The 22,677-nt window shown below is 44.0% G+C and carries 24 protein-coding genes and 1 other RNA gene; 5 read left to right on the forward strand and 20 right to left on the reverse strand.

Annotation, left to right across the window (positions count from 1 at the left end; all coding sequences use genetic code 11):
* Nucleotides 1-112 precede the first annotated feature (112 nt).
* On the forward strand, nt 113-907 hold the full coding sequence (gene hisJ / locus KNQ03_RS06110) for a histidinol-phosphatase HisJ (protein WP_214723869.1): 795 nt from the start codon (nt 113-115) through the stop codon (nt 905-907).
* A 38-nt stretch (nt 908-945) separates the two neighbouring features.
* Here hisJ and KNQ03_RS06115 read toward each other — a convergent pair whose 3' ends face one another.
* From KNQ03_RS06115 to hxlA, 3 genes are all read right to left on the reverse strand, one after another.
* Complete coding sequence (locus tag KNQ03_RS06115) at nt 946-1,716, reverse strand: hypothetical protein (RefSeq protein ID WP_214723871.1); 771 nt, start codon at nt 1,714-1,716, stop codon at nt 946-948.
* Nucleotides 1,717-1,905: 189 nt separating this feature from the next.
* Complete coding sequence (gene hxlB, locus KNQ03_RS06120; RefSeq protein ID WP_214723873.1) at nt 1,906-2,454, reverse strand: 6-phospho-3-hexuloisomerase; 549 nt, start codon at nt 2,452-2,454, stop codon at nt 1,906-1,908.
* Nucleotides 2,455-3,090 carry a 3-hexulose-6-phosphate synthase gene (hxlA, locus tag KNQ03_RS06125; RefSeq protein ID WP_023469194.1) on the reverse strand — a complete coding sequence of 212 codons (636 nt, stop codon included), beginning with the start codon at nt 3,088-3,090 and terminating at the stop codon, nt 2,455-2,457.
* Between the two features lie 203 nt (nt 3,091-3,293).
* On the opposite strand from hxlA, the gene hxlR reads away from it, so the two are divergent.
* Nucleotides 3,294-3,659, forward strand: a complete 366-nt coding sequence (gene hxlR, locus KNQ03_RS06130; RefSeq protein WP_214723875.1) for a transcriptional activator HxlR — start codon at nt 3,294-3,296, stop codon at nt 3,657-3,659.
* A 56-nt stretch (nt 3,660-3,715) separates the two neighbouring features.
* Here the strand turns inward: hxlR and KNQ03_RS06135 are convergent, their stop codons facing one another.
* Complete coding sequence (locus KNQ03_RS06135) at nt 3,716-4,225, reverse strand: GNAT family N-acetyltransferase (protein ID WP_214723877.1); 510 nt, start codon at nt 4,223-4,225, stop codon at nt 3,716-3,718.
* Nucleotides 4,226-4,428: 203 nt separating this feature from the next.
* Here KNQ03_RS06135 and KNQ03_RS06140 point away from each other — a divergent pair, with 203 nt between their 5' ends.
* On the forward strand, nt 4,429-5,319 hold the full coding sequence (locus tag KNQ03_RS06140; protein WP_214723879.1) for a HamA C-terminal domain-containing protein: 891 nt from the start codon (nt 4,429-4,431) through the stop codon (nt 5,317-5,319).
* Complete coding sequence (locus KNQ03_RS06145; protein WP_214723881.1) at nt 5,309-7,852, forward strand: DEAD/DEAH box helicase; 2,544 nt, start codon at nt 5,309-5,311, stop codon at nt 7,850-7,852. The genes KNQ03_RS06140 and KNQ03_RS06145 overlap by 11 nt, the downstream gene beginning before the upstream one ends.
* A 97-nt stretch (nt 7,853-7,949) precedes the next feature.
* Here KNQ03_RS06145 and KNQ03_RS06150 read toward each other — a convergent pair whose 3' ends face one another.
* From KNQ03_RS06150 to KNQ03_RS06215, 14 genes are all read right to left on the reverse strand, one after another.
* The gene (locus KNQ03_RS06150; protein WP_214723883.1) at nt 7,950-9,251 is read right to left on the reverse strand and encodes a YaaC family protein; all 1,302 of its coding nucleotides are present in this window, start codon (nt 9,249-9,251) and stop codon (nt 7,950-7,952) included.
* Between the two features lie 132 nt (nt 9,252-9,383).
* Nucleotides 9,384-9,742: a transfer-messenger RNA gene (gene ssrA, locus KNQ03_RS06155) on the reverse strand.
* Between the two features lie 58 nt (nt 9,743-9,800).
* Entirely contained in the window at nt 9,801-10,271 is a 471-nt protein-coding gene (gene smpB / locus KNQ03_RS06160; RefSeq protein WP_023469198.1) for an SsrA-binding protein SmpB, read from the reverse strand.
* 32 nt (nt 10,272-10,303) lie between these two features.
* Entirely contained in the window at nt 10,304-12,658 is a 2,355-nt protein-coding gene (rnr, locus tag KNQ03_RS06165; RefSeq protein ID WP_023469199.1) for a ribonuclease R, read from the reverse strand.
* A 14-nt stretch (nt 12,659-12,672) separates the two neighbouring features.
* Complete coding sequence (locus KNQ03_RS06170; RefSeq protein ID WP_214723885.1) at nt 12,673-13,413, reverse strand: alpha/beta hydrolase; 741 nt, start codon at nt 13,411-13,413, stop codon at nt 12,673-12,675.
* Between the two features lie 101 nt (nt 13,414-13,514).
* Nucleotides 13,515-13,748, reverse strand: coding sequence for a preprotein translocase subunit SecG (gene secG / locus KNQ03_RS06175; RefSeq protein WP_023469201.1), 234 nt, complete (start codon nt 13,746-13,748; stop codon nt 13,515-13,517).
* Nucleotides 13,749-13,895: 147 nt separating this feature from the next.
* Nucleotides 13,896-14,813: a ribose ABC transporter substrate-binding protein RbsB gene (gene rbsB, locus KNQ03_RS06180; protein WP_214723887.1), complete on the reverse strand. Its 918-nt coding sequence runs from the start codon at nt 14,811-14,813 to the stop codon at nt 13,896-13,898.
* A gap of 27 nt (nt 14,814-14,840) precedes the next feature.
* Nucleotides 14,841-15,809 carry a ribose ABC transporter permease gene (gene rbsC / locus KNQ03_RS06185; protein ID WP_050678685.1) on the reverse strand — a complete coding sequence of 323 codons (969 nt, stop codon included), beginning with the start codon at nt 15,807-15,809 and terminating at the stop codon, nt 14,841-14,843.
* 1 nt (nt 15,810) lies between these two features.
* A complete protein-coding gene (locus KNQ03_RS06190) occupies nt 15,811-17,289 on the reverse strand; it encodes a sugar ABC transporter ATP-binding protein (protein ID WP_029342468.1) in 1,479 nt (492 codons plus the stop codon).
* A 12-nt stretch (nt 17,290-17,301) separates the two neighbouring features.
* The gene (gene rbsD / locus KNQ03_RS06195) at nt 17,302-17,691 is read right to left on the reverse strand and encodes a D-ribose pyranase (RefSeq protein ID WP_133207680.1); all 390 of its coding nucleotides are present in this window, start codon (nt 17,689-17,691) and stop codon (nt 17,302-17,304) included.
* Nucleotides 17,688-18,566 carry a ribokinase gene (rbsK, locus tag KNQ03_RS06200; protein ID WP_133207681.1) on the reverse strand — a complete coding sequence of 293 codons (879 nt, stop codon included), beginning with the start codon at nt 18,564-18,566 and terminating at the stop codon, nt 17,688-17,690. Before rbsK ends, rbsD begins: the two co-directional genes overlap by 4 nt.
* Nucleotides 18,563-19,543, reverse strand: a complete 981-nt coding sequence (locus KNQ03_RS06205) for a LacI family DNA-binding transcriptional regulator (protein ID WP_035396314.1) — start codon at nt 19,541-19,543, stop codon at nt 18,563-18,565. Before KNQ03_RS06205 ends, rbsK begins: the two co-directional genes overlap by 4 nt.
* Nucleotides 19,544-19,731: 188 nt before the next feature.
* Complete coding sequence (locus KNQ03_RS06210; RefSeq protein WP_029342472.1) at nt 19,732-19,971, reverse strand: hypothetical protein; 240 nt, start codon at nt 19,969-19,971, stop codon at nt 19,732-19,734.
* 362 nt (nt 19,972-20,333) lie between these two features.
* Nucleotides 20,334-20,678: a hypothetical protein gene (locus KNQ03_RS06215; protein WP_058704563.1), complete on the reverse strand. Its 345-nt coding sequence runs from the start codon at nt 20,676-20,678 to the stop codon at nt 20,334-20,336.
* A 135-nt stretch (nt 20,679-20,813) separates the two neighbouring features.
* Here KNQ03_RS06215 and KNQ03_RS06220 point away from each other — a divergent pair, with 135 nt between their 5' ends.
* Nucleotides 20,814-21,134, forward strand: a complete 321-nt coding sequence (locus KNQ03_RS06220; protein WP_029342474.1) for a hypothetical protein — start codon at nt 20,814-20,816, stop codon at nt 21,132-21,134.
* A 136-nt stretch (nt 21,135-21,270) separates the two neighbouring features.
* Here KNQ03_RS06220 and KNQ03_RS06225 read toward each other — a convergent pair whose 3' ends face one another.
* The gene (locus tag KNQ03_RS06225) at nt 21,271-21,519 is read right to left on the reverse strand and encodes a hypothetical protein (RefSeq protein WP_231925650.1); all 249 of its coding nucleotides are present in this window, start codon (nt 21,517-21,519) and stop codon (nt 21,271-21,273) included.
* 13 nt (nt 21,520-21,532) lie between these two features.
* Complete coding sequence (locus KNQ03_RS06230; RefSeq protein ID WP_149427767.1) at nt 21,533-22,444, reverse strand: acyl-ACP desaturase; 912 nt, start codon at nt 22,442-22,444, stop codon at nt 21,533-21,535.
* Nucleotides 22,445-22,677 lie beyond the last annotated feature (233 nt).

A 22,677-nucleotide genomic window follows, 5' to 3' on the forward strand; every position in this document is an offset into this window, starting at 1 on the left:
CTTTATCTTATTATCACTGTACCACGCTAAATTATTTAACGATAAGATACCGCGTTTCGGGCACATTGTCAATCGCTTTGCTTGCCAATTCTAAAAAATCGGAGGGTTTATCATGCAATTATTGAAATGGGACGGTCACGTCCACAGTCCATATTGTCCCCACGGTACGAAGGATCCACTTGAAGCCTACATCGAGCGTGCCTTAGAGCAAGGCTTAGAACGGATCAGCTTCACGGAACATGCCCCTTTACCTGAAGGTGTGACGGATCCTGCGCCAGATAACGATTCCGGAATGTCGTTCGCGACAGCTGATGCCTACCTGAAGGAATTAACGCAACTCCGCGAGACATACAAGAATCAGATCGACATCCGGATCGGGATGGAGTTCGACTACTGGGAAGGACATGTCGAAGGTACGCGTGATATCATCGCTCGCTACGCTGACGTCTTGACCGACGGAATTCTTTCACTGCATTACTTATACATTGATGATCAGTATTACGGCGTCGACTTCAGCAAGGAAAGCTTCGGTGAGATCGTCACGAAACTCGGAAGCGTCACGGCGGTCCATGAACGGTATTATGAAGGGATCCAAGCCCTCGTCATGACGGACCTCGGTGCACACCAGCCGAAGCGACTCGGTCACTTGACGTTACCGACGAAGTTCATCCAAGCCTATCCGCTCGAATCGAATCCAACGAATCTCGACGACACGTTACGAAAGATCCGTCAGGCGAACTTCGCACTCGACGTCAATACGGCAGGACTCCGGAAGCCGTTATGTGGTCTTTCCTATCCTTACCCGGAACTCCTGCAAGTCACGCAGTCGTTATCGATTCCACTCGTCTATGGATCAGATGCCCACCTCGCAAAAGATGTCGGTGCTGATTTTGATTTCAAATGGTAAATAAAAATCCGGATGCCGCAGCGTCCGGATTTTTTTGTTTAAGAATACGGGAAATCAGTAGCGTCGACAGGAGCAATCGATCGTGCTAATTTTTTTAATTGTGCTAGCGACACGTTACCGGACAGGAGGACAATTTGATTGTCCTCGACGTAATAGAGGTTCGTTCTCTTTTGTTTCTGCTGGAAATAAGCTGTCTGTCCGTTTGCAAGCGTCGTTTCCTTCCAGTCTTCGCCTTGAACGTCTTGCTTCGGAACAACGGTAAGCAGAATCGTTTGGGACTTCGTGTGGAAGAACCAGACACTATCGTCCCCATTAGGAGTCGAACTACTCATAATCGCTTGGAATGTCGAGAACGGTAAATTCAAGCCGCGAGCAGAACTACTCTTCTTAATGTTTTGAACGTCGTCATATGAGACGCCTCCTAAAATCCAGTTCTTCTCTTGCTTGGTATACTCTAGTACAGCAAGACGATTTGCTCCTTTTGGGTAATGCAGTGTCACGTAAGCATGATTTCCGACAACGATACTACTCCAGATATCGCGTTCAGTCGGATGCGCTTTCGTTCCATCTTTAAAGTAAAACGTCACGTGACGTCGAAAATCCGCTTCAAAAGAATCCTTTTCAAGAAAGTCTTTCGCTTTAATGCGTTGCACGATCGCATCAGGATTATTTACATCTTCAGCAGTATTATCCTCGATCCAGTGTGACCTAAGCTGATTCAAAGGCGGAACTTGGTCCGGTTCTGCACAACCGCTCAAGATACTTGCAGCGAGTAAAGCACTGATTACACCAATCCGTTGAAATCGCATGACAATCTCCTTTTCCTCTTTTTTCCTTTCTTTGAGTATCTCACGTTGCGGGACTAAGTCTTCAAGAAAATTACGAAAAGAGGGAAAGGAGAATTTCTGATTAATACGCATTTATACATGAAAGATCTGTAGACAAAAACAGACTAGCTCCCTTCTATTGAAGAAGAGAACTAATCTGTTTCGTATGTTTCATTCTAAGTTGGCATGTTTCCCGTACATCGTTTGCGAATCGAGCTGTTTGTCTTCCATGATCTGCAGAATCAAGCCATCATAGAACAACAACATCGTCTGTTCGAACAACGATCCCATCGGTTGAACCGTCTCGTCCGCTGATGCCGTTTGTTCTTTCGGAACTCCAGGCAGTTTTACGACTAAGTCGGCTAATCGTGCTAACGTCGACGTCGAATTGATCGTGACAACGGCAACGGTTCCACCGAGTTGCTGTGCTTTCTCGACAATTGGTACCAACGTTTTCGTCTCACCCGAACCGGAACCGACGATCAACAAGTCACCCTCGCGTAAATTCGCCGTGACTGTCTCGCCGACGACATACGCGTCGAGTCCCATGTGCATCAACCGCATGACGAACGCTTTCCCCATCAAGCCGGAGCGACCAGCTCCTGCGAGAAAGATCCGATTCGCTTGAAGAACAGCGTCTGCCAGTTTTTTCGTCTCCGTCGCATCGATCGCTTCAACTGTCGAAGTCAGTTCATCGATAATCGTTTGAATGTGTGTCATTTACGCCTCTTGTAGCATCCGGTGCATCGTTGACGCTGTCTCTTGTTTATCATCTTGTCCTGTGATCCCGCCACCGACGATGATCAAATCAGGACGTGCAGCGATGACTTCCGGTAACGTCTCCATCTTGATGCCACCCGCAACAGCTGTTTTTGCGTTTGTCACAACCGATTTGATTGTCGCAAGATCCTCGAACGAGTTTTGACCGACTGCTTGGAGATCGTAACCTGTGTGGACACAGATGTAGTCGACGCCTAATGCATCCAGTTCTTTCGCCCGTGTCGCGATATCTTTCACAGCAATCATGTCGACGAGAATCTGTTTGCCTGATTTTTTCGCTTCTTCGACTGCCCCTTTGATCGACATGTCTTCGGCTGCACCAAGGATCGTCACGATGTCAGCACCGTGTGCGACAGCTTGGCTGACTTCGTAGCCAGCAGCATCCATGATCTTCAAGTCGGCGAGGACTGTTAAGTTCGGGAACGCGGCTTTCATTTCTTTAACGGCGCGGAGCCCCTCGTTGATGACGACCGGTGTGCCGATTTCAACGATATCTAAATTGTCTTCCCCGATTTCTTTGACTAAAGCAATCGCACCTGCTGTATCGACTAAATCAATTGCGAGTTGTAATTTCATTTGTATCTCTCCCATTCTCTTCTGTATTGTCGTACCTGACACTTCCTTCCGACGTTCATGAAGGAACAGGACTAAATATAATCCGCAGGAGCATTCTTGAGAAGTACGCACTTTTAATTTACATAGTGCGGTTTTTCATACATAGTGCGGAAAAGTATACTGTCGACTAGAAGAAAGACTATACTGGAGCAGGAGGTGGAACGATGCCACATTTTGAAGACCGTCAGTTTAACTGTGAGAAGGAATTGACCCTCTCGATCATCGGGGGCAAATGGAAGATGCTCATTCTTTGGCACTTAGGCAAGGAAGGGACGAAACGATTCGGGGAACTGAAAAGTCTGATGCCCGGGATCACGCAACGGATGCTCGTCAATCAACTACGGGAACTCGAAGACCACCACATCATTCACCGGGAAGTCTATCCGGTCGTACCACCGAAGGTCGAATACTCGTTGACGCCGCACGGTCATAGCTTAATGCCTATTTTAGATGCGATGTATGACTGGGGTAAGGATTATGCGAATAATGTCCTAGAAATAGACTTCGAACAACAGAAAATATCGCCATAAAAAAGATGCTCATGGTCTCGTCTCTTTTTAGAGGTAAGTCCACGGAGCATCTTTTTTTAGGATTCTTCTGTCGTATAGATTTTCGACATTGCCAGTTCATCGACGTATTCGCCATCGATGAAGAGCGACGCGATGCGAGTTCCTTCAATGTTGAAGCCAAACTTATGATAGAGTTCGATTGCCCGCAGATTGTCCTTGCGAACCGTCAACTCGAGTCGGATGAGTCCTGCTTCAATCGCAAAGGCATCAACCGCTTCAAGTAGTCCCGCACCAAGTCCACGACCCGTATAGGCATCGAGCAAGCCAATGACGAGATTCGCCCGGTGACGAATCCGACTCGGTTCACCACCGACGACAAGCACGTACCCGACGAGTTGCTCGTCGACATCCACGACGAAAATGTCTGAGTTCGCAGCCTGACCGAACTTCTCGATGAACGCCTCCGCCTGTTCCATTGACAGGACGCGTTCCTCCGGCTCATACAACATATATTTTGTCTCCCGATCAATGCGTCGCATCAAGTCCGATAAGGCTTTTCCGTCCATTAAGGTGGCCCGTCGTATCATAATTATCATCTTCCTCTACCATTGTTATTAAAATTAACTCGAAAAATAAATAGTTAATTAAGTTATTTATTAGTTTGTTGGTAAATTATAAAAAAGGAATATATAAGACATTAATTATCAATTTTACCAATATCAATAATTAATATACATTTAAAAATGATATATTTATTTATGAATTCATAATCATATTTAGGAGGATTTTTTTGATACAAACTACTGCAGATAAGAAATTTAAAGATATTTTTTACCATGAATTAAGTTCAACTATAGAAAATAATAAAGTAAACTTATTTGTTACACAAATACAAAATAATAAGTTTAACTACTTTAGATTGATGAATGGTTTAATTTCTAACATCATTCCTTTTTGCTTATCACCGAAAGAAATAGAAGAAATCAATAATTCCGGTCTTTCATATGTGAATGCAGTTAGCAGACTTAAAGAATATGAGAACAATTCTGGTGAGCTTGGAGAAATTTTGTTATATAACTTTTTAGAAATAGATTTAAATGCCCCAAAATTACTAACAAAAATGAAGTTAAAAACATCTAGTAAAGATTATGTTAAAGGCGCAGATGGAATCCACCTCTTAAAAAAAAATGAGTTAGATTACGAACTTATTTTTGGAGAATCAAAAATGAGAACTAATTTCAAAGATGGAATTTATGATGCCCTTACATCAATAAAAGCATATATAAATCGTGAAGTTAATAATATAAATCATGAAGTAAATTTGGTTAATAGCAATTTAATTGGAGAAGTTTTCAATGAACAGCAATTTAAAGTATTAAAAGATATTTTGATACCCTCAAAAAACGAATCAAACATAGATTACTCTTTTGGGATTTTTATCGGTTTTGAAATATGTTTTTCTGAAGAAGAACTAAAGTTAAATAACTCTAATTTCAGAATTATTATCAGAGAAAAGATTAAAGATTTGGTGCAAAAAGAGTTACAATACTTACAAAAAAAAATTATAGAGTTCGATTTAACTAGTTATAATTTTTATTTATATTGTGTACCGTTTACCGATCTTGATACTACTAGGAAGAGAATGATTAAAAATCTTAAGGAGGCTAAAAATGATTTTTGATAAATTAAGCGAAGAAGTTATGCAAAATCAATATTTCCACGAACTTATTAATAAATTATTAGTTCATGACACTAACAAAATACTTAAACAACCATCAAAATATTTAACAATTACTGAACAACATCATTTGTTTAGATTCGCTGATATATTATCCAACTCTAACTTAGATAAACATAAAAATCTTTCTTTTAAAATAGTTAGTTCAATAATATCAAGTACTAATAAAATTGAACCCGCTGATGAAATCTATACAAACGCTATATTAGGTAAACTAGGAAATTTCCCAGCAATAAAATTATTAGATCTTAAATATCCACTGCCTTGGGATAGATCATTAGAGTTACAAGTTAAACAATCAAGACAAACAATACCTTATAAAACCGAACAGTACTTTACTGATACCCAATTTGACATTATTAGTAGTATTGATAATAAAAAATACTATAGTTTTTCTGGTCCAACTTCATTAGGGAAATCTTATGTAATTAAGACTCTTTTATTAAAAGAAATAATGGAAACTAAAAAAGAAACTTTTATTATTCTCGTTCCCACAAAAGCATTAATCAATCAGTACATAAAAGATTTAAAAAATGATTTTTTCAATCTTTTTACAGAGTTTAATGTTGGTGTTTTTTCAAATTTTAATATCGATTTTAATTACGATAATTACTCAAAAAAAGTATATATTCTCACGCCAGAGAGATTGTTAGATATGGTTTCAGATACAAAAGAGTCTTTTATAGATGTATTGTATGTCGATGAAGCGCATAAAATTGCATCACAAAATGATAGTAGAAGTATTACATTGTATTTATCTATAGAAAAAACAATTATGCATTCAAAAAATCTGAGCTTGTTTTTTTCTTCACCTCTTATTGATAACCCTGAAAAACTTTTAAATTTATTTAATTTAGATGATTCTAATCATTTTTACGTATCAAATCAATCACCAGTATCACAAAAAATTATTTATGTGGATTTGATGTCAAGAAATGTCTCAACACTAGAATACTTGAATGATCAATTACTAACTCTCCCTCTAAAAAATAATAGTTTAACAGATATATTTTCAGTAATTTATACAATAGGTTCTGAATTTTCCAACCTAATTTACTTACCTTCTATAGATAAAACAATTACCAACGCTTTAGGTTTAAGGGAATACTTATTAAAAAAACAAAAGTCAAAACCACAGATTTCAGATTCAATAAGTGATTTAATGAAATTTATAGCTGAAAATATACACCCAAACTGCTATTTAATACACTGTCTTGAATACAGAATAGGTTACCATTTTGGTGCGTTACCGCAAACTATCAGGTATAAAATTGAAGAACTTTTTAAAAGTGGTGATATAAAATACTTATTTTGTACATCAACTCTTTTAGAAGGTGTAAACCTTCCTGCTAAAAATATATTTATTCTAGATAATAAAAATGGACTATCTAAAATGACAGATATTGATTTTTGGAATTTAGCAGGTAGAGCGGGAAGGATGAATTATGATATAAGTGGGCAAATAATATGTGTTAAAGCAAATAATACAGTCTGGAAAAACAGTGATGTTTTGACGAATAAAAATATCAGTTTGAAACCAGTCATAGAATCGAAAATAAACAATAATACTCTCAAAATAAAAAGTGCAATAGAAAAGAAAAGAAAAAATAAAAATAATTCTAGCGAAGAACAAATATTAAAATACATTGCCAATATAATTTCGATAGATTATTTAAACGATACTCATAGTATATTAATAAATAAAATAAATTCTAATTCTAAATTAAACTTGTCTGATTCGTTATCAAATATTCAAAAAAACATTATAGTTCCATATGATATTTTAAGTAAAAGTTATAATATTGATTATGAACAACAAAACTCTGCTTTTAAGTATTTACTTACTTCAAACGTAAAAATTACTTTATCTAAAGTTACATACGGCAATTGTCTTAAGTTTTTAAACTTGCTGCATGAGATATACTTGTGGGAAGATTATGAAAAAGATTTATCTAAAAAATCTGTATTAAAATACTATGCCACATTAATGAATCAATGGATGAACGGCGTTAGTATCCGTAATATTATTAGAGATAATATAATTTATAAAAATGATCAAAAAAAAGAAGTCTATAAATTTGGTAAATCTACAGGTGAAGTTTACGATAAAAATAATTCTGAACATATTAATTTAATAATCAGAGAAGTATTAGACGATATAGAAAATATAATTCAGCACAAACTTCTTGTTTATGTAAATAATTATTTTGATTTAAATCATCATATATATGACGGTAATGTTAGTGAAAATTGGTCTCAATTTTTAGAGTATGGAACTATAGACACTAAAGAAATTGTATTACAAAGTCTAGGATTATCGAGACAATCAGCAATCTATTTCAAAGAGCATTACCAAGATTGTATCCATTTACTTATTAATAATGAGATAGAGATTGATTATATTTTATTAAAGGAAAGAATACAGAGTGAGGAACCTAATATTTATTCTGAAGAAATCGCAAGAATATTAATTTGAATATATTAATTAAAAACTTTTAATCGTAAAAAGCAGTTAGATTCTCGAGTGTACCTCGCAAATCTAACTGCTTTTACTTATTAATTTATTATTATGGTCAGTTTCTAAAACCAGTAGCTCTAAAATCATCACCTGAAATTTCTGATGAAATCATGTCAACAAATTGATATATCGACTTATTAATAAATTCTGATAAAAGCCATCCATGTTTACTATCCAAATGGGCAGATAAAGTATTTGGATCATACCTTGACATCTCGCTCAAGCGATGCATTGAAGCAAGAGTTAGTACCATAGAATTCTTGAAAATTATTCGGCTCTTTAAATCATTTCTTTTATAATACCAAAGTTCATTAGTACTATATATATAAACAAACGCGTTTCTATATTTATGATAATAATTCAAAAAATCATTATAATTTTTAGCTTTACTACTAGTTACCCAATTAAATTTTTCTTTAGTTTTTAAATAACATGTGTTTAATCCATAGTGTTCATCCAATTCAAAATCAGAAAAATGATTCAACACTCGTTTTTTTGAATACTCTGACTCCAATTGAAATTCTAACCATCCTGACTTTTTATCAGTTACAAATCTCGGATTTAAAATTGGTATAAACAACTCTGTGTCTGAAGGGAAAGTTAGTTTATATGCTCTATGTACATATTCCAAATTATATAATAAGTCCTTTAAAGTATATACCTCAGGTTTTGATTCCGTTTTCTTTTTATTTTCCAAATATGAAGTAAGTTTTCTATTAAACTCTTGTTCATCCCCACTTATTATGTGTTCCTTTATTTTCAAAAAAACTTCTTTTGATATTATTGGTATTTGCTTATTAGCAAAAAAATTCTTATTATCTTGATCTATTTTTATGGGTTGATTTAAATAATTACTCAAACCAGCTAAAACGCCTTTTTTATGTAATTTTACAAACTCATTTTGTAATTTTACTTGTCCTTTTTGTCTCTGTCCTGAAATACCATGCTTTGGATCAAATTTTACATTCTTGTATGTTAAAAGAGCTTTAGTTGCATTTAAAAAGCAATAATATGTAGTTAAAGGTTTTGATACTAAATCTAATTCTTGTGTAGCTAGGTAAAAATTCTTAGCTTGATTCCAATAATTTAATGCCTCTTCACAATTTTTTTCTTTACCTGATCGGAGCAATAATTCAATATAATGCCAATGCGAATCTGTTAATACTGTCTTTTTATCAAAACTTGGTTTCACTATAGCTTTTCTAAGTAAAAGTTCTCGCTTCTTATACATTGCATAACTTCTTTGATTAACAGGCTTAATTTGATTTTTAACTTCTTTTATCTGTGCGCTTATTTTTGATTGCGTAACATCTAATTTATTAATTTTTTTATTGATACTAGATTCAGTTCTATTCATTTTATACCCCTTCAATATAAATATTTCAAACTAATTCGAAATAATTTATATAAATTTAAATTTAAATTACTATAAAAAAGAAAACTCCTTATTAAAAAGGAGTCTTCTTTCTTGAAATCCACTGATTTCGTCGTATGGAGACGGTGGGAGTCGAACCCACGTCCGAAGGCATCGTATACTTAAGCTTCTACGTGTGTAGTCAATTTATTGGGATCTCGTCGTCAGGCTGCCAATTGACAGGCGTCCGTCCGACCAGTCTGATTCCATCTCTTCTCTTTCCCTCCAGACGGAAGGGTCCAAGCGTAGCCTGTTTAAAGTGAGACCCTAGAAATCAGCCGACCAGGCGACAGCTGCTAGGATCCGCAGTTGCTATTACGCTGCTGCGAGTTGTGTGTTAGTTTTGCCAGTTATGGCTGGTGCGTTTTAACGAGGCCGACCCCTCGACACGCCACAGAAGACCGAACTACCCCCGTCGAATCCGTAACGTCCCCAAGATAATAAATTGGGGCTTTCCGAATACTAATATTCTAGCAGAAAAGTGTTACGGGTTCAATACTTTTGCTTATCACGAAGTGCCCGCTCGATATCACGCTTCGCATCCTTCTTCTTCAGGTCGTCGCGTTTATCGAATTTTTTCTTCCCGCGTCCGAGTCCGATCAAGCATTTCGCGTAACCGTTCTTGATGTAGACTTTCAGCGGTACGATCGTATAACCGTCCCGTGAGACCGCTCCGATCAAGTTCGCAATCTGTTTCTTGTGCAACAACAGCTTCCGTGGGCGGAGCTGTTCATGGTTATACCGGTTCCCCTGTTCGAAGTGGGCGATGTTCGAGTTCCAGAGAATCGCCTCTCCCCCGTCGAACCGGACGAATGCGTCCCCGATACTGATTTTCCCTTTACGAACCGATTTGATCTCCGTTCCCGTCAAGACGAGACCGGCTTCAATCGTATCCTCGATCGCATAATCGAACGAGGCCCGTTTGTTGTTCGCTAAGACTTTCGAATCTGTTCCCTTTGGCATGTTCGTTCACCACATTTCCGATGCGGAAGCGCTTATTTGCGCTTCCGTTTCTTATTCGAGACCGCTTTATGGAACGGCGGTTTATCTTTCTTATTCTTTAACGAGAATCCTTTTCCTTTGCTTTGGTCGCTCTTACCTGACCGTTTCTTGCCACGACGATCGTCTTTCTTCTTATCGTCACGTTTTTGTCCTGGACGTCCACCGCTTGAACGGATCGTCTTCGACTCAAACCGTTTCTTCGGTTGCCGTTCTGGCATCCCGACGACGCTGAAGTCGATCGTCCGTTCATCGATGTTGACGTTCGTGACCTTGATTTCGACGACATCACCGATCCGGAACTGTTGCTTCGTCCGCTCACCGATTAGCTGATAGTTCGCTTCATCGTAGCGGTAGAAGTCATCCGTCATCGCTTGGATGTGGACGAGTCCTTCGATTGTGTTCGGCAATTCGACGAACATTCCGAAGTTCGTGACACCACTGACGACACCTTCAAACGTCTCACCGATGTGTTGCTCCATATACTCGGCTTTCTTCAAGGCGTTCGTTTCCCGCTCCGCGTCAACGGCGCGACGCTCGCGTTTTGACGAATGATCGGCAATTTCCGGGAGGATCTCCGAGTAACGGTCTTGCGTCTTTTGCGATTTGTCATTGTAGATGACATATTCACGCAACAGACGGTGGACCATTAAGTCCGGATAACGACGGATCGGTGACGTGAAGTGCGTGTAGTAGTCCGTCGACAGACCGAAGTGACCGATCGGTTCGATGTCGTATTTCGCTTGTTGGAGCGATCGGAGCATGACCGTACTGACGACGGCTTCTTCCGGCTCCCCTTCGACGGCGTTGAGGATCGATTGCAACGTTTTCGGTGCGACTGACTCACCCTTGCGTTCGACGTTGATGCCGAAGTTACCGATGAACTTGAAGAACGTATCGAGACGTTCTGCTTTTGGCTCATCGTGGATCCGGTACATGAACGGCAGTTTTTGACGCTGAATGTGCTCCGCGACCGTTTCGTTCGCTGCGAGCATGAACTCTTCGATCAGCTTCTCAGCGACCGATCGTTCGCGGAGGATGATTTCACTCGTCTTGCCTTCTTCGTTGACGAGAACCTTCGCTTCTGGGAAGTCGAAGTTGATCGCCCCACGACGCGAGCGGCGTTCGCGGAGGATTGCTGCGAGTTCCGCCATCTTGTCGAAGTACTCGACGAGATCTTGGTACTTCGCGATCACTTCTTCGTCTTCGCGTTCGATGATTTTCCGGACGTCCGTGTACGTCATCCGTTCCGTCGTCTTGATGACACTCTGGAAGATTTCATGGTTGACGACAGCACCGTTCGCATCGATTTCCATGATACAGCTGAGCGTCAGACGATCAACGTGCGGATTGAGCGAGCAGATCCCGTTCGATAGACGGTGCGGAATCATCGGGATGACACGGTCGACGAGATAAACACTCGTTCCGCGCTCACGCGCTTCTTCGTCGAGTGCTGAATCTTCTTTGACGTAATGCGAGACGTCGGCGATGTGGACACCGAGCTCGAAGTTACCGTTCGCTAGCTTTTTGACGTGAACCGCATCATCGAGGTCCTTTGCGTCTGCCCCGTCAATCGTGACCGTCAATTCGTTTCGTAGATCGACGCGTCCGACTAAGTCTTTCTCATCGATTTGATCCGGTACGGCATTCGCCTCAGCGATCGCTTCCGGTGAGAAGTCGACGTTGATCCCATGCTTATGGACGATCGATAAGATGTCGACGCCTGGGTCATTCTTGTGACCGATGATTTTCAAGACTTTCGCCGTTCCGGCGTAGCGACCGTCCGGATACTTCGTGATCCGGGCGAGGACTTTGTGGCCATCGACGGCACCGAGTGTATCGTCGTTCGCGACGACCGGTAAGAACGTCAGCTTCGTATCATCCGGTTCGATATAAGCAATCGATTCGATCCGTCCTTTTGGACTGACGAACGTCCCGACGAAATCGGCTGGTCCGCGTGAGAGAATCTTGAGCAATTTCCCTTCACGACGGTCGCCACCGTTTGACTCGGCAAACACTTTGACGAGGACACGGTCGCCGTTATAGACGTTCTTCAGTTCCGGTGCCGGCAAGAAGATGTCGCCTTCTGAACCGTCTTCCGGTGAGACGAAACCGAACCCGCGTTGGTGGACGGAAATCTTCCCTGCAACTTGACCGATTTGCGCGAGCGTTCCGTACTTGTTCGAGCGTGTCCGAGCAATCAACGCTTCGTCTTCCATTGCGTTTAGCGTCCGGATCAATTCCTTGAATGCTTCCGTATCCGCTAGTTCTAGTTTTTTCGTTAATTGATCAATCGACAACGGACGTTCTTCCGTCGTGATGACCGTTAATATTCGTTCACGTAATTCCAACGTGACACCTCCAGTTACTTGCTCCAGTTCAATGACTCCAGAAAGTCCAAGATGTCAGAGTGGAGCTGGTCTTTTTCTTTGTCGAGCGTAATGACGTGACCTGAGTTCTCATACCAGATCAGCTCTTTTTGGAAGGCACTGACTCCATCATGGATGATGTTCGCGGAGTCGGTGTTGATCATGTGATCGTTGCGCGCTTGGACGACGAGCGTCGGTGCGTAGACGTCCTCAAGCGAATCGCGTGTCTCACGCAGCAGTTCCTGCAAGTCCTTCAAGGTCGGCATCGGTTCGAAGGACGCCATCTCGTGGTCGATCTCTTCTTGTGATTTGCCTTCTCGTTTCTTGAATTCTCGTGCGTACTCAGTGACTCCTGCATACATGACTTCTTCACTTTTGATGTAGGCGGGTGCACACATCGGGATGACCGCTTTGACCGGACGGTTCATCGATAACTTCAGCGACATGACGCCACCAAGCGATAGTCCGCAAACGGCGATTTCGTCATAACCTTTATCGACGAGTTCTTGATATCCGGCAAGGACATCCTGCCACCAGTCGGCTGGCCCGGTCTTCGTCAGCTCTTCGGGTGGGGCAGCGTGCCCTTTATATTGTGGTGCGAGGGACGTATAGCCCCGCTTTTGCAAGTAGCGGCCGAGGATGCGGACATCCGCGCTCGATCCAGTGAATCCGTGTAATAGTAAAACGGCACGTGGGCCGGCTTCGAAAAAGAATGGTTTCGGTAAAGTGATTTTCATAAAATGATTCCCCCTCTAACTCTATACCCCATATCCGGAAAAATTGAATATCGAGAAATACAAAAAACGACAGCGCGATCATACGGCTGTCGTTTCAATGCTCACTTATAAAAAGCGACGAGTAACGCCAAGATGAAGAGTAATGCTCCTAAGATAGACGCCACGCGATTTAGGACCGCATCCAAGCCACGAGCTTTTTGGCGACCAAATAATTGTTCTGCTCCACCCGTCAATGCTCCGAGTCCGGTCGTACGACCTGACATCAATAGAACGACGATGATGAGAAGAACGGAAACGACGATGAGGCCGACAAGAGCCACGTTATGAATGATCATCGATGATCCTCCTTCAGTAATATACGCTTCTTTCATTATAGAGAAAAACAAGTACGGGAACAAGGAATAGATTTAGGAACTTTTTCCTGCCTGCTCCACCTGATGAAAAAGAGACACCTGAATCGTCGACTCAGGTGTCCTGTCTTCTTATTGTTTAATCAATTCGAGATCAACTGGGATGTTCTTCTCGACTTTGTCGCCTTTTAAGTGCTTGATCGCTGTCTCGACACCCATTTTCCCGATCTCAGTCGGTTTTTGAGCGATCGTTCCTGCCATTTTTCCGTCTTTGACGGCTTTGACGGCATCATCTGTTGCATCGAAGCCGATGACTTTGACATCGTTGAGACCCGCTGCTTTTAACGCTTCGACCGCACCGAGAGCCATTTCATCATTGTGAGCGAAGACGGCTTTGATGTCTTTGTTGTTTTGGAGGATGTTCTCCATGACCGACAATCCTTTTGCCCGGTCGAAGTTTGCTGCTTGTTTTGCGACGACGTCAAGTTTACCGTCGACTGCTTCATGGAACCCTTTACCACGGTCACGAGTTGCGGATGCTCCTGGAATCCCTTCGAGCTCCACGACTTTTGCTTTGTCGCCGACGAGTTCGATCATGTACTCACCTGCTTGTTTCCCACCCGCGACGTTATCTGACGCGATGTGTGCGACGACGTCGCCTGCTTCTGCGTTCCGGTCAACTGTGATGACGGGAATGTTCGCATCGTTCGCTGTTTGGACGGCTGCACCGACTGCTGCTGAATCCGTTGGGTTGATCAAAATGAGATCGACTTTCTTTTGAACCATGTCTTCAATATCGCTTGCTTGTTTTGCCGCGTCATCTTGCGCATCTGCGACTTGAAGTGTTGCGCCTTGTGCTTTGGCTTCTTGTTCTGCCCCTTCTTTTAACGAGACAAAGAATGGGTTGTTGAGAGTTGAAATCGAAAGACCAATCTTGAAGTCCTTCGTCTTTTTCTTCGTTTCACCGTTGCTGCTGCCTGGCTGTTCCGTCGAACAAGCTGCTGCGAAGACCATTAGTGCCATCATGACGACTGCAAGTAGTTTTTTCATCTGTAGATCCTCCTTTTTGAGTGTGGGTTACGCTGCTTGTTTCCGGTCCGCGAGTACCGCGAACAAAATGACTAAACCTTTGACGACGAGTTGGAAGAACGAGGAGACACCAAGCAAGTTGAGTCCATTGTTCAGTGTTCCAATGATCAAGGCACCGATCAAGGTACCGACAATCCAGCCACGACCACCTGACAGGCTCGTCCCACCAAGGACGACCGCTGCGATGGCGTCAAGTTCGTACGATGTCCCCGCCGTCGGCTGCGCCGAGTTCAGACGGGACGTCAGGATGATGCCGGCAAGTGCTGCCATCAAGCCTGAGAGTGAGTAGATCATGATTTTGACTTTATTGACTTGAATCCCCATCAGCTTCGCTGCTTCTTCGTTACCACCGATCGCATACGTATAACGACCGAACGTCGTCTTCTTCAAGATGAAGTAGAGGACCGCGAAGGCGATCAACATCGTTAGAACCGGTACCGGGAAGATCCAGAAGTAACCGCGTCCGAACAATTCGAACCAGCCACCTTGGCTCAGACCAGTGATCGGTTTCCCGTCCGTATAGACGAGCGTCAATCCGCGGAAGATTGTCATCGTCGCGAGTGTCGCGATGAACGGTGCCACTTTCCCGAGTGAGATGACCATCCCGTTTAGAGCACCCATGACAGCTCCGACGATCAGACCAGCCAGAACAGCAATCAACGCTGACGTTCCGTCCGTCATCAGACCCGCGACGAAAGCGGACGAGAGGGCGAGAATCGAGCCGACCGATAAATCAATCCCACCTGTCAGAATGACGAACGTCATCCCGAAGGCAATCAAGGCATTGATCGAGACTTGCCGTAAGATGTTAAATAAATTATTCAATGTTAAAAAGTCCGGTTCCATGATCGAGACGACGAGGACGATCGCGAACAATCCTGCGAGTGGTCCAAGCTTTTGTCCGATCCCAAGACGTCTCGGTTTTGCTTCCGTTACCTTGCCTTGCATCAATTCCATATCATTGTCCTCCTGTCGCAAGTGTCATGATGCTTTCTTGCGTCGCTTCCTGTCGTGTCAACATGCCGCTCATCTTGCCTTCGCGCATGACGTAGACCCGGTCGCTCATCCCGAGAATCTCCGGGAGGTCCGAGCTGACCATGATGATCGCGACACCCGCCGCAGCGAGTTCGTTCATGATGAGGTAAATCTCTTTCTTCGCCCCGACGTCGACACCACGTGTCGGTTCGTCGAGGATCAAGACTTTCGGTTGTGTCCCGAGCCACTTCGCGAGGACGACCTTCTGTTGGTTCCCACCGGACAGTGACTTCGCCGGCTGGTCCATCGAGCTGTGCCGGACCGAGAGCGACTTCAAATATCCTTCTGCGAAATCGCGTTCTGCCTGATCCTTGATGACACCAGAGCGAGATAACGAACGGATCGTCGGCAGCGAGATGTTCTCACGCAGTGAAAAATCGAGGAACAAGCCTTCGCCTTTGCGGTCCTCGGTCAAAAAGCCGATACCCTGGCGAATCGCGTCGTACGGTGTCTTGATTTTTAGCGACTGTCCGTTCAGTTCGATCGTCCCGTCTTTCAAGCGATCGACCCCGAACAATCCGCGCATGACTTCCGTCCGCCCGGCACCCATCAAACCCGAGAAGCCGATGATTTCGCCTGCTTTGACGGAGAACGAGACATCGTCGAACCGTTTTCCGCTCGCTTGTTTGACCTCAAGGACAGTCGCACCGATTGACACGTCACGATCCGGATACCGTTCACCCATCTCACGACCGACCATCTCTCGGACGATCTGTTCGAACGATGTTTCAGGAATCGCGTGCGTCGAGACGGAGATCCCGTCCCGTAAGACGGTGATCCGGTCGCAGAGCTCGAAGATTTCCTCCATCCGGTGTGAGATATAGACGATCGAGACACCTTGGTTGCGCAGTGCCGTCGCGACGCTGAACAAGGCACGAATTTCCCGCTCTGTCAGTGCCGCTGTCGGTTCATCCATGATGATGACCTTCGCATCCGTCATCAAAGCTTTCGCGATCTCAATCATCTGTTGCTGACCGACCGATAACGTCCGAGCGAGCTGGTCGACGTCCATGAAGACGTTCAATTCCGCGAGTTCACGTTCCGCCTGCCGCTTCATCTCCCCTTGCTTGAGAATCCCAAAGCGTGACTTCAACTCCCGTCCGAGGAACAAGTTCTCCGTCACCGTCAAATCCGGGAGGATGTTTAGTTCCTGATGGATGAAGGCAATCCCCGCCTCTTCAGCAAGCTTCGGATTCTTATACTCGACGTCCTGTCCATCGACGCGGATCGTGCCTGCGTCCGCTTTATGAACACCGGTCAAAATCTTCATCAGCGTCGATTTCCCAGCACCGTTCTCTCCCATCAAGGCGTGGATCTCACCCGCAGCGAGTTCGAAGTCGACCCCTTTCAGGACAGGGACGGGACCGAATGCTTTTTTGATACCTGTCATCTCGATACGCATCGCATGACCCCCTTAAAAGATTACGCCGGAATGGAAGATGATATTTGCGTACGGTGTCGCTTCTCCGGTCCGGATGATGACCTTCGCCTGCTGTGTCTGTTTCTTGAATTCCTCGTGCGAAACGAACGTCGTCTCGATCTGCATGGCTTCCAGTTGCTCGAGGACGTCTGGATTCGCTTCCTTAATCTCCGTTGCCAGAGTCAGCTGTTCGATCGCCATGTCACCGGCGACGACACGGACGACGTCGAGGAATGACGGTGTGCCGAGTTCCAGTGCTAAATCGATTCGTGCGACCCCGTCTGGAATCGGTAAGCCGCAATCGGCGATGACGATCGTATCGGTATGACCGAGATCGGTCAGGACCTTGCTGATATGACTATTTAAGATACCGTGTTTCTTCATGCGTCTCCCTCCATCTGTTCCCGTGTCGGCATGCCGCCTTGAGCGCCAAGCGCGCGAATCGATAAGCCGGCTGCCCGGTTCGCGAAACGAATTGCCTCGACGAGCGGTTGTCCTTCCGTTAACGCAACGGCTAAGGCACCGTTGAACGTATCCCCTGCTCCTGTCGTATCAACGACGGTCGTCTCGATCGCTGGAATCGTCACGATTGACTCACCGTCGTAGAAGCGTGCGCCGCGACTGCCTTCGGTTACGATCAGTTTATTCGGGTATTCCATCAGCCAATGTTCGATTGGTTGGTCTTGTCCGAAGATCAAGCCACATTCATGTTCGTTTGGCGTTAAGTATGTGACGTGTTCAATCAATTCCAGACTGAGTGACATCGCCGGTGCTGGATTCAAGACGACTGGAATGCCGGCTGCATGTGCTTCGCGAGCAACGATCTCGACCGTTTCGATTGGAATCTCGAGCTGGAGTAAGATGATTTCACTGTCTGCGAGAATCGGTGCGAGTGTATCATCCGCAAATTGGACATGTTGATTGGCAGACTGAACGACGACGATCGAGTTATCGCCTTCAGCGAGCGTGATGTGTGCCGTTCCCGTCCGTTCGCCTTCAATCGTTTGCAAGTGCGTCGTCTGCACTCCTTGCGTCTTGAAGTTTTCGCGGATCGCTTCACCGTTTGCGTCACTGCCGACGCAACCGATCATTTCGACGGTACTGCCGAGACGCGCGACTGCGACCGCTTGGTTCGCACCCTTTCCGCCCGGTACGGTATGAAAGGCATCCCCGATGATCGTTTCGCCTGCGCCTGGACGGCGTTTACTTTCGACGACGAGATCCATCGAGATACTGCCGATGACACTGATTTGTTTCATGCTTCCTCATCCTTCCGTTTCGTCGTTTCCCGTTCGATGATCTCAACCGTCAACTCATGATGAACTGCGGCAATCGGTGTGCCTTCAATCCGTTGAATCAGGAGTTTCGCGGCCAGTTCTCCCATTTGATAGATTGGCTGCGCAATCGTCGTCAACGGTGGTGAAATCATTTGTCCGAGTTCGATCCCGTCATAGCCGATCACTTGTAGCTCGTCCGGAATCGTAATCCCGCGTTCCGCAGCGACTTGCACCGTTGCTGCAGCGATGACATCACTCGCGGCAAAAATACCGTTGCAATGATAGTGATCAAACAGATAGTTCGCGGCATCAAGCGCCCCTTGAAAGTGGAACGGTGACTCGATGCTTGCAACGAGATGCGTTCCAGCAATCTCTTCGAAGCCATCCCGTCGTTTCTTGATCGTCGGGAGTTTCGATGGACCACTGATGACGGCCAGTTCCGTCGCACCAGATGCAAGTAAAAATGATGCTGCCTTCTTCCCGCCTTCGTATCCGTTTGAGGTCACCGTCGGAATCGCTCCTTGTAACACACGGTCTAACGCTACGACCGGCACTTCGAGTTCTTCATAGTTCGGATTATTCGAGTAGTTCGTCGTGATGATCAATCCGTCGACATGCATCGCCTCGAGTGACTTGATATATTCGCGTTCTTTCTGAAACTGTTCGTCTGTGTTACACAAAATGACCTGAAAACCATGTTGATGTGCCATATCTTCCACAGCCCGTGCGAGTTGTGGGAAGAACGGATTCGTGATGTCGGGAACGATCAAACCGATCAGTCCGGACCGCTTTTGGAACAACGATCTCGCGACCCGGTTTGGTCGATAATCCAATTGTTTGATTGCCTGAAGCACCGCCTTACGCGATTTCTCACTGACATAACCCTTTTCGTTCATGACGCGTGAGACCGTCGCGACGGAGACATGTGCCGCTTTCGCTACTTCCCGGATGGTCGACATGTTTCGCCACCTCTTTCTTTTGATAACGCTTACAAGAATCATCATATTGTGTAACCGGTTACACATCAATCTTTTTTCTTTAAAATATATTTTATTTTTTTCGAGTCCTTGGATTGGACCATAAAAAAAGAAGCCTGACACCGCATCAGACTTACGATCATTCCATATGATCATGCACGAATCATATCTTAAATAAAGACGATCAATGAGAGACCAATCAAAATATTAATGAATCCTAATCCGTCGGTCGCTTTCGTGTACAGTGACGGTTTATCTTTTTTGACGCTGTCATTCAGGAACATCAATGTCACGGCAATGACGGTCGTGATGCCGAGTGGCGCATTTAAAAAACTATCGGAATACGTAAATAAGTTATTCGTAATATAGAGACTATTTAAGACAGATAAACCAAACAACACTTTATGCACGAAACTCACTCCTATAATCATCAGGATCTTACGAAACCAACTAAGATCTGATTTCGCTCTCCCTCTATTATAGAATATTCTTCCAGTTACTCTCCCTTACACTATTGAAAGAAAGTATTTGGATGCATACGCAAATACACCGCAAGACAGCGTCACGCCATCTTACGGTGTATTTCTTGTCCTCTCAGTAGCACGTTAGGTTAGATTGTTGATTTCCGAAAAAGACGGAAACTCCTGCGGGAAGAGCGGAATAGGTAAGACCCCGCAGGAGCACACGCGACAAGGAGACTTGCCTTCCGTCCGCGGAAAGCGACGTCTTGGACGGAAATTCATGAACAATCGGAGTCTAACTGACAAGACTTTCATCTCTTTGCTTTCCCGGCTCTTTTTCGCTCCACGAACAAACGTCGAATCAAAGCAACAATGAACGCAACAATTGCTAGCGGCTCAAATAAATAAATCAATAGGAACGTGACATCGATGACGGCATCCTCCGGATTATAACGGATGATATAGAGCGCACCGGGTAAGATGGCAATCAGTCCGCCAATTCCGAGTGCCGTTCCCAAAATCAGACTCTGACGTGAAAATCGGCTCGTGATTTGATACAAACCGATGAATAGTATGAGTTCCGTAAAATAGATGAGGCGCAACGGGATGTCACCAATCGACGTATCAAGCCCTAAAAACAAAAACCGAAATAGCATGTCGATTCCCCCTTCCCTCTAGTTCTACCCCGAACAGCGTCCTCGTAATGCTTCATTTCCAGTTTCCCTGCATATCCTCGCTTCAATTAGGGAATAGCTAGAGAGTTACAGTCACATACAGAGAGTTGGGATCGGATGAAAGAAGAACACTCGATGAGGGTCGTCAGTTGTCTGAATGATTATTTCGAACGTCATCAGCAGCCTCTTCAAGTCGACCTATTGCGGGGGCTACCGCCGATCGTATTATTATTACGCGACGATGCGAAGCGCGCCTTTCCAAAGGAAGCGAACCTGCATGATGAATTATTACAGGATATTAAGCGTCTCGTTCAAGAATGTCTGGAGCCGGATACACTACGTGAACTTGGAATCGATGTAGATCTCCCAGATTTTTTCGTGACCCGTGCACCCCTTCATTCCCCTCATCATTATCTCGTTACGTTTATTGAAGATTGATTTCATATTAAAAAGTAGCTATTTCTTCCATCACGTGCACGTGTTTGCGTGAAAGAAGAAATAGCTGCTTTTTTATAGACGTAAAAAACCGGTAGAGCCGAAGCACTACCGGTTATACTTCTATGAAGAAGATTCCTTAATTCTCGACCTCAAGAATCGCTTCGATTTCGGCTTCTACTTCTTTGTTGACCATTTGTGAACGTTTTTTTCGTAACTCCAGATCCATTTCCTGATCGATGAAATGGTTCGTATGTTTATCAAAACAATCAAAACAAATCGGATAAAAGTCTTTTGCTTCTTTGTTCAATGAGTTGAATTCCCACGTATCGAGTTCCAAGTAACTGACTTGGTTGTTCGTTTCAGTTCCACAGATTTCACACTTCATGTTCATTGCCTCCTTAGACGTCGAGATTCGCTTTTTCGAGTTGGCGTTCCTGACGTTCCTTGATGCGCTTCAAACGTCCGTGATACTTCATGATGTTCGCTTGAGATTGTTTCGCTTCGTCAGTTGTCGGTTCTAAATCAGCGATGCCCCAGAATTTGACGACGACGTCTAATACTTGGTCGAAGTATTGGAGTGGTCCATAGTTCGTATCAACAGCAATCGTCTTCATGCGTTCCGTAAAATCAGGCATGACAGCACCTGGCATCGAGAAGTTGATGATGACGTCTTCGAAGAAGACGATGAAGTTCGGGTCAAGCTCTAGGTGTGCTTTGACCGTGTCACGATAGAACGCATAATGCAGTGCTTCGTCCTTCGCTAGACGACGAAGTAGCGTTGCCAAATCCTTGTCATGCGCCCCTGCGATTTTCGCCACGTTGTTATAAAAGACAAGTGTCGCTAACTCTTGCAGTGACGTATATGCCATCGTCGCTAGCGGGTTCGTGAAGTCCGGGAACCAGCCGTTCTCAACGACGCGTCTTCTTAACTGATGGAGTCGCGTTGGATTGACGTTTCGCGTGACGAGTAAATACGTCTCGAGTAAGTTCGAGTGCTGGTCTTCTTCTGCTGTCCATGTCCGGACGAAGTCATTGATGACTTCCATCGAGTTCTTGAATGTATAGTCTAAGTGTGACGTATACCATGGTAAGTTGACTTCTGTCAGTAATGCCGTCTCGATTGCTACGATAACACCTTCTGGAAGCGTGACTTGGCTCTCATCCCAAGGAACGCGTTTAAACGACATCGCCTTATCCCATGGAATGAACTCGTGGTAGCTCCAGTCAATATTAGCTGAACGTTCCTTATGCAGTCGATATAACTCTTGAATACGTGGTTCTAAACGGATATCTAAATCTGAATTTAACATGATCGTATCTCCTTTAAACGTATTTTTCACCTTCATTGATTAAGGTGTAATTAATCGCTATAACTATTTGATTTGCACTTATTTATGAGTATAACATTTTAGCCGTCTAATGAGATAAATCAATTTTTTGACAGTTCATTTTAGTTTTGATGACAAAAGGGATTTTCGCGTTTGACATCGCTTGATATGTAAAAAAAACCTCCTATCCGTGTGTACGTATCACACGAATAGGA

It is taken from the genome of Exiguobacterium sp. s143 (assembly GCF_018618895.1).
In the GTDB taxonomy this organism is placed as follows: domain Bacteria; phylum Bacillota; class Bacilli; order Exiguobacteriales; family Exiguobacteriaceae; genus Exiguobacterium_A; species Exiguobacterium_A abrahamii.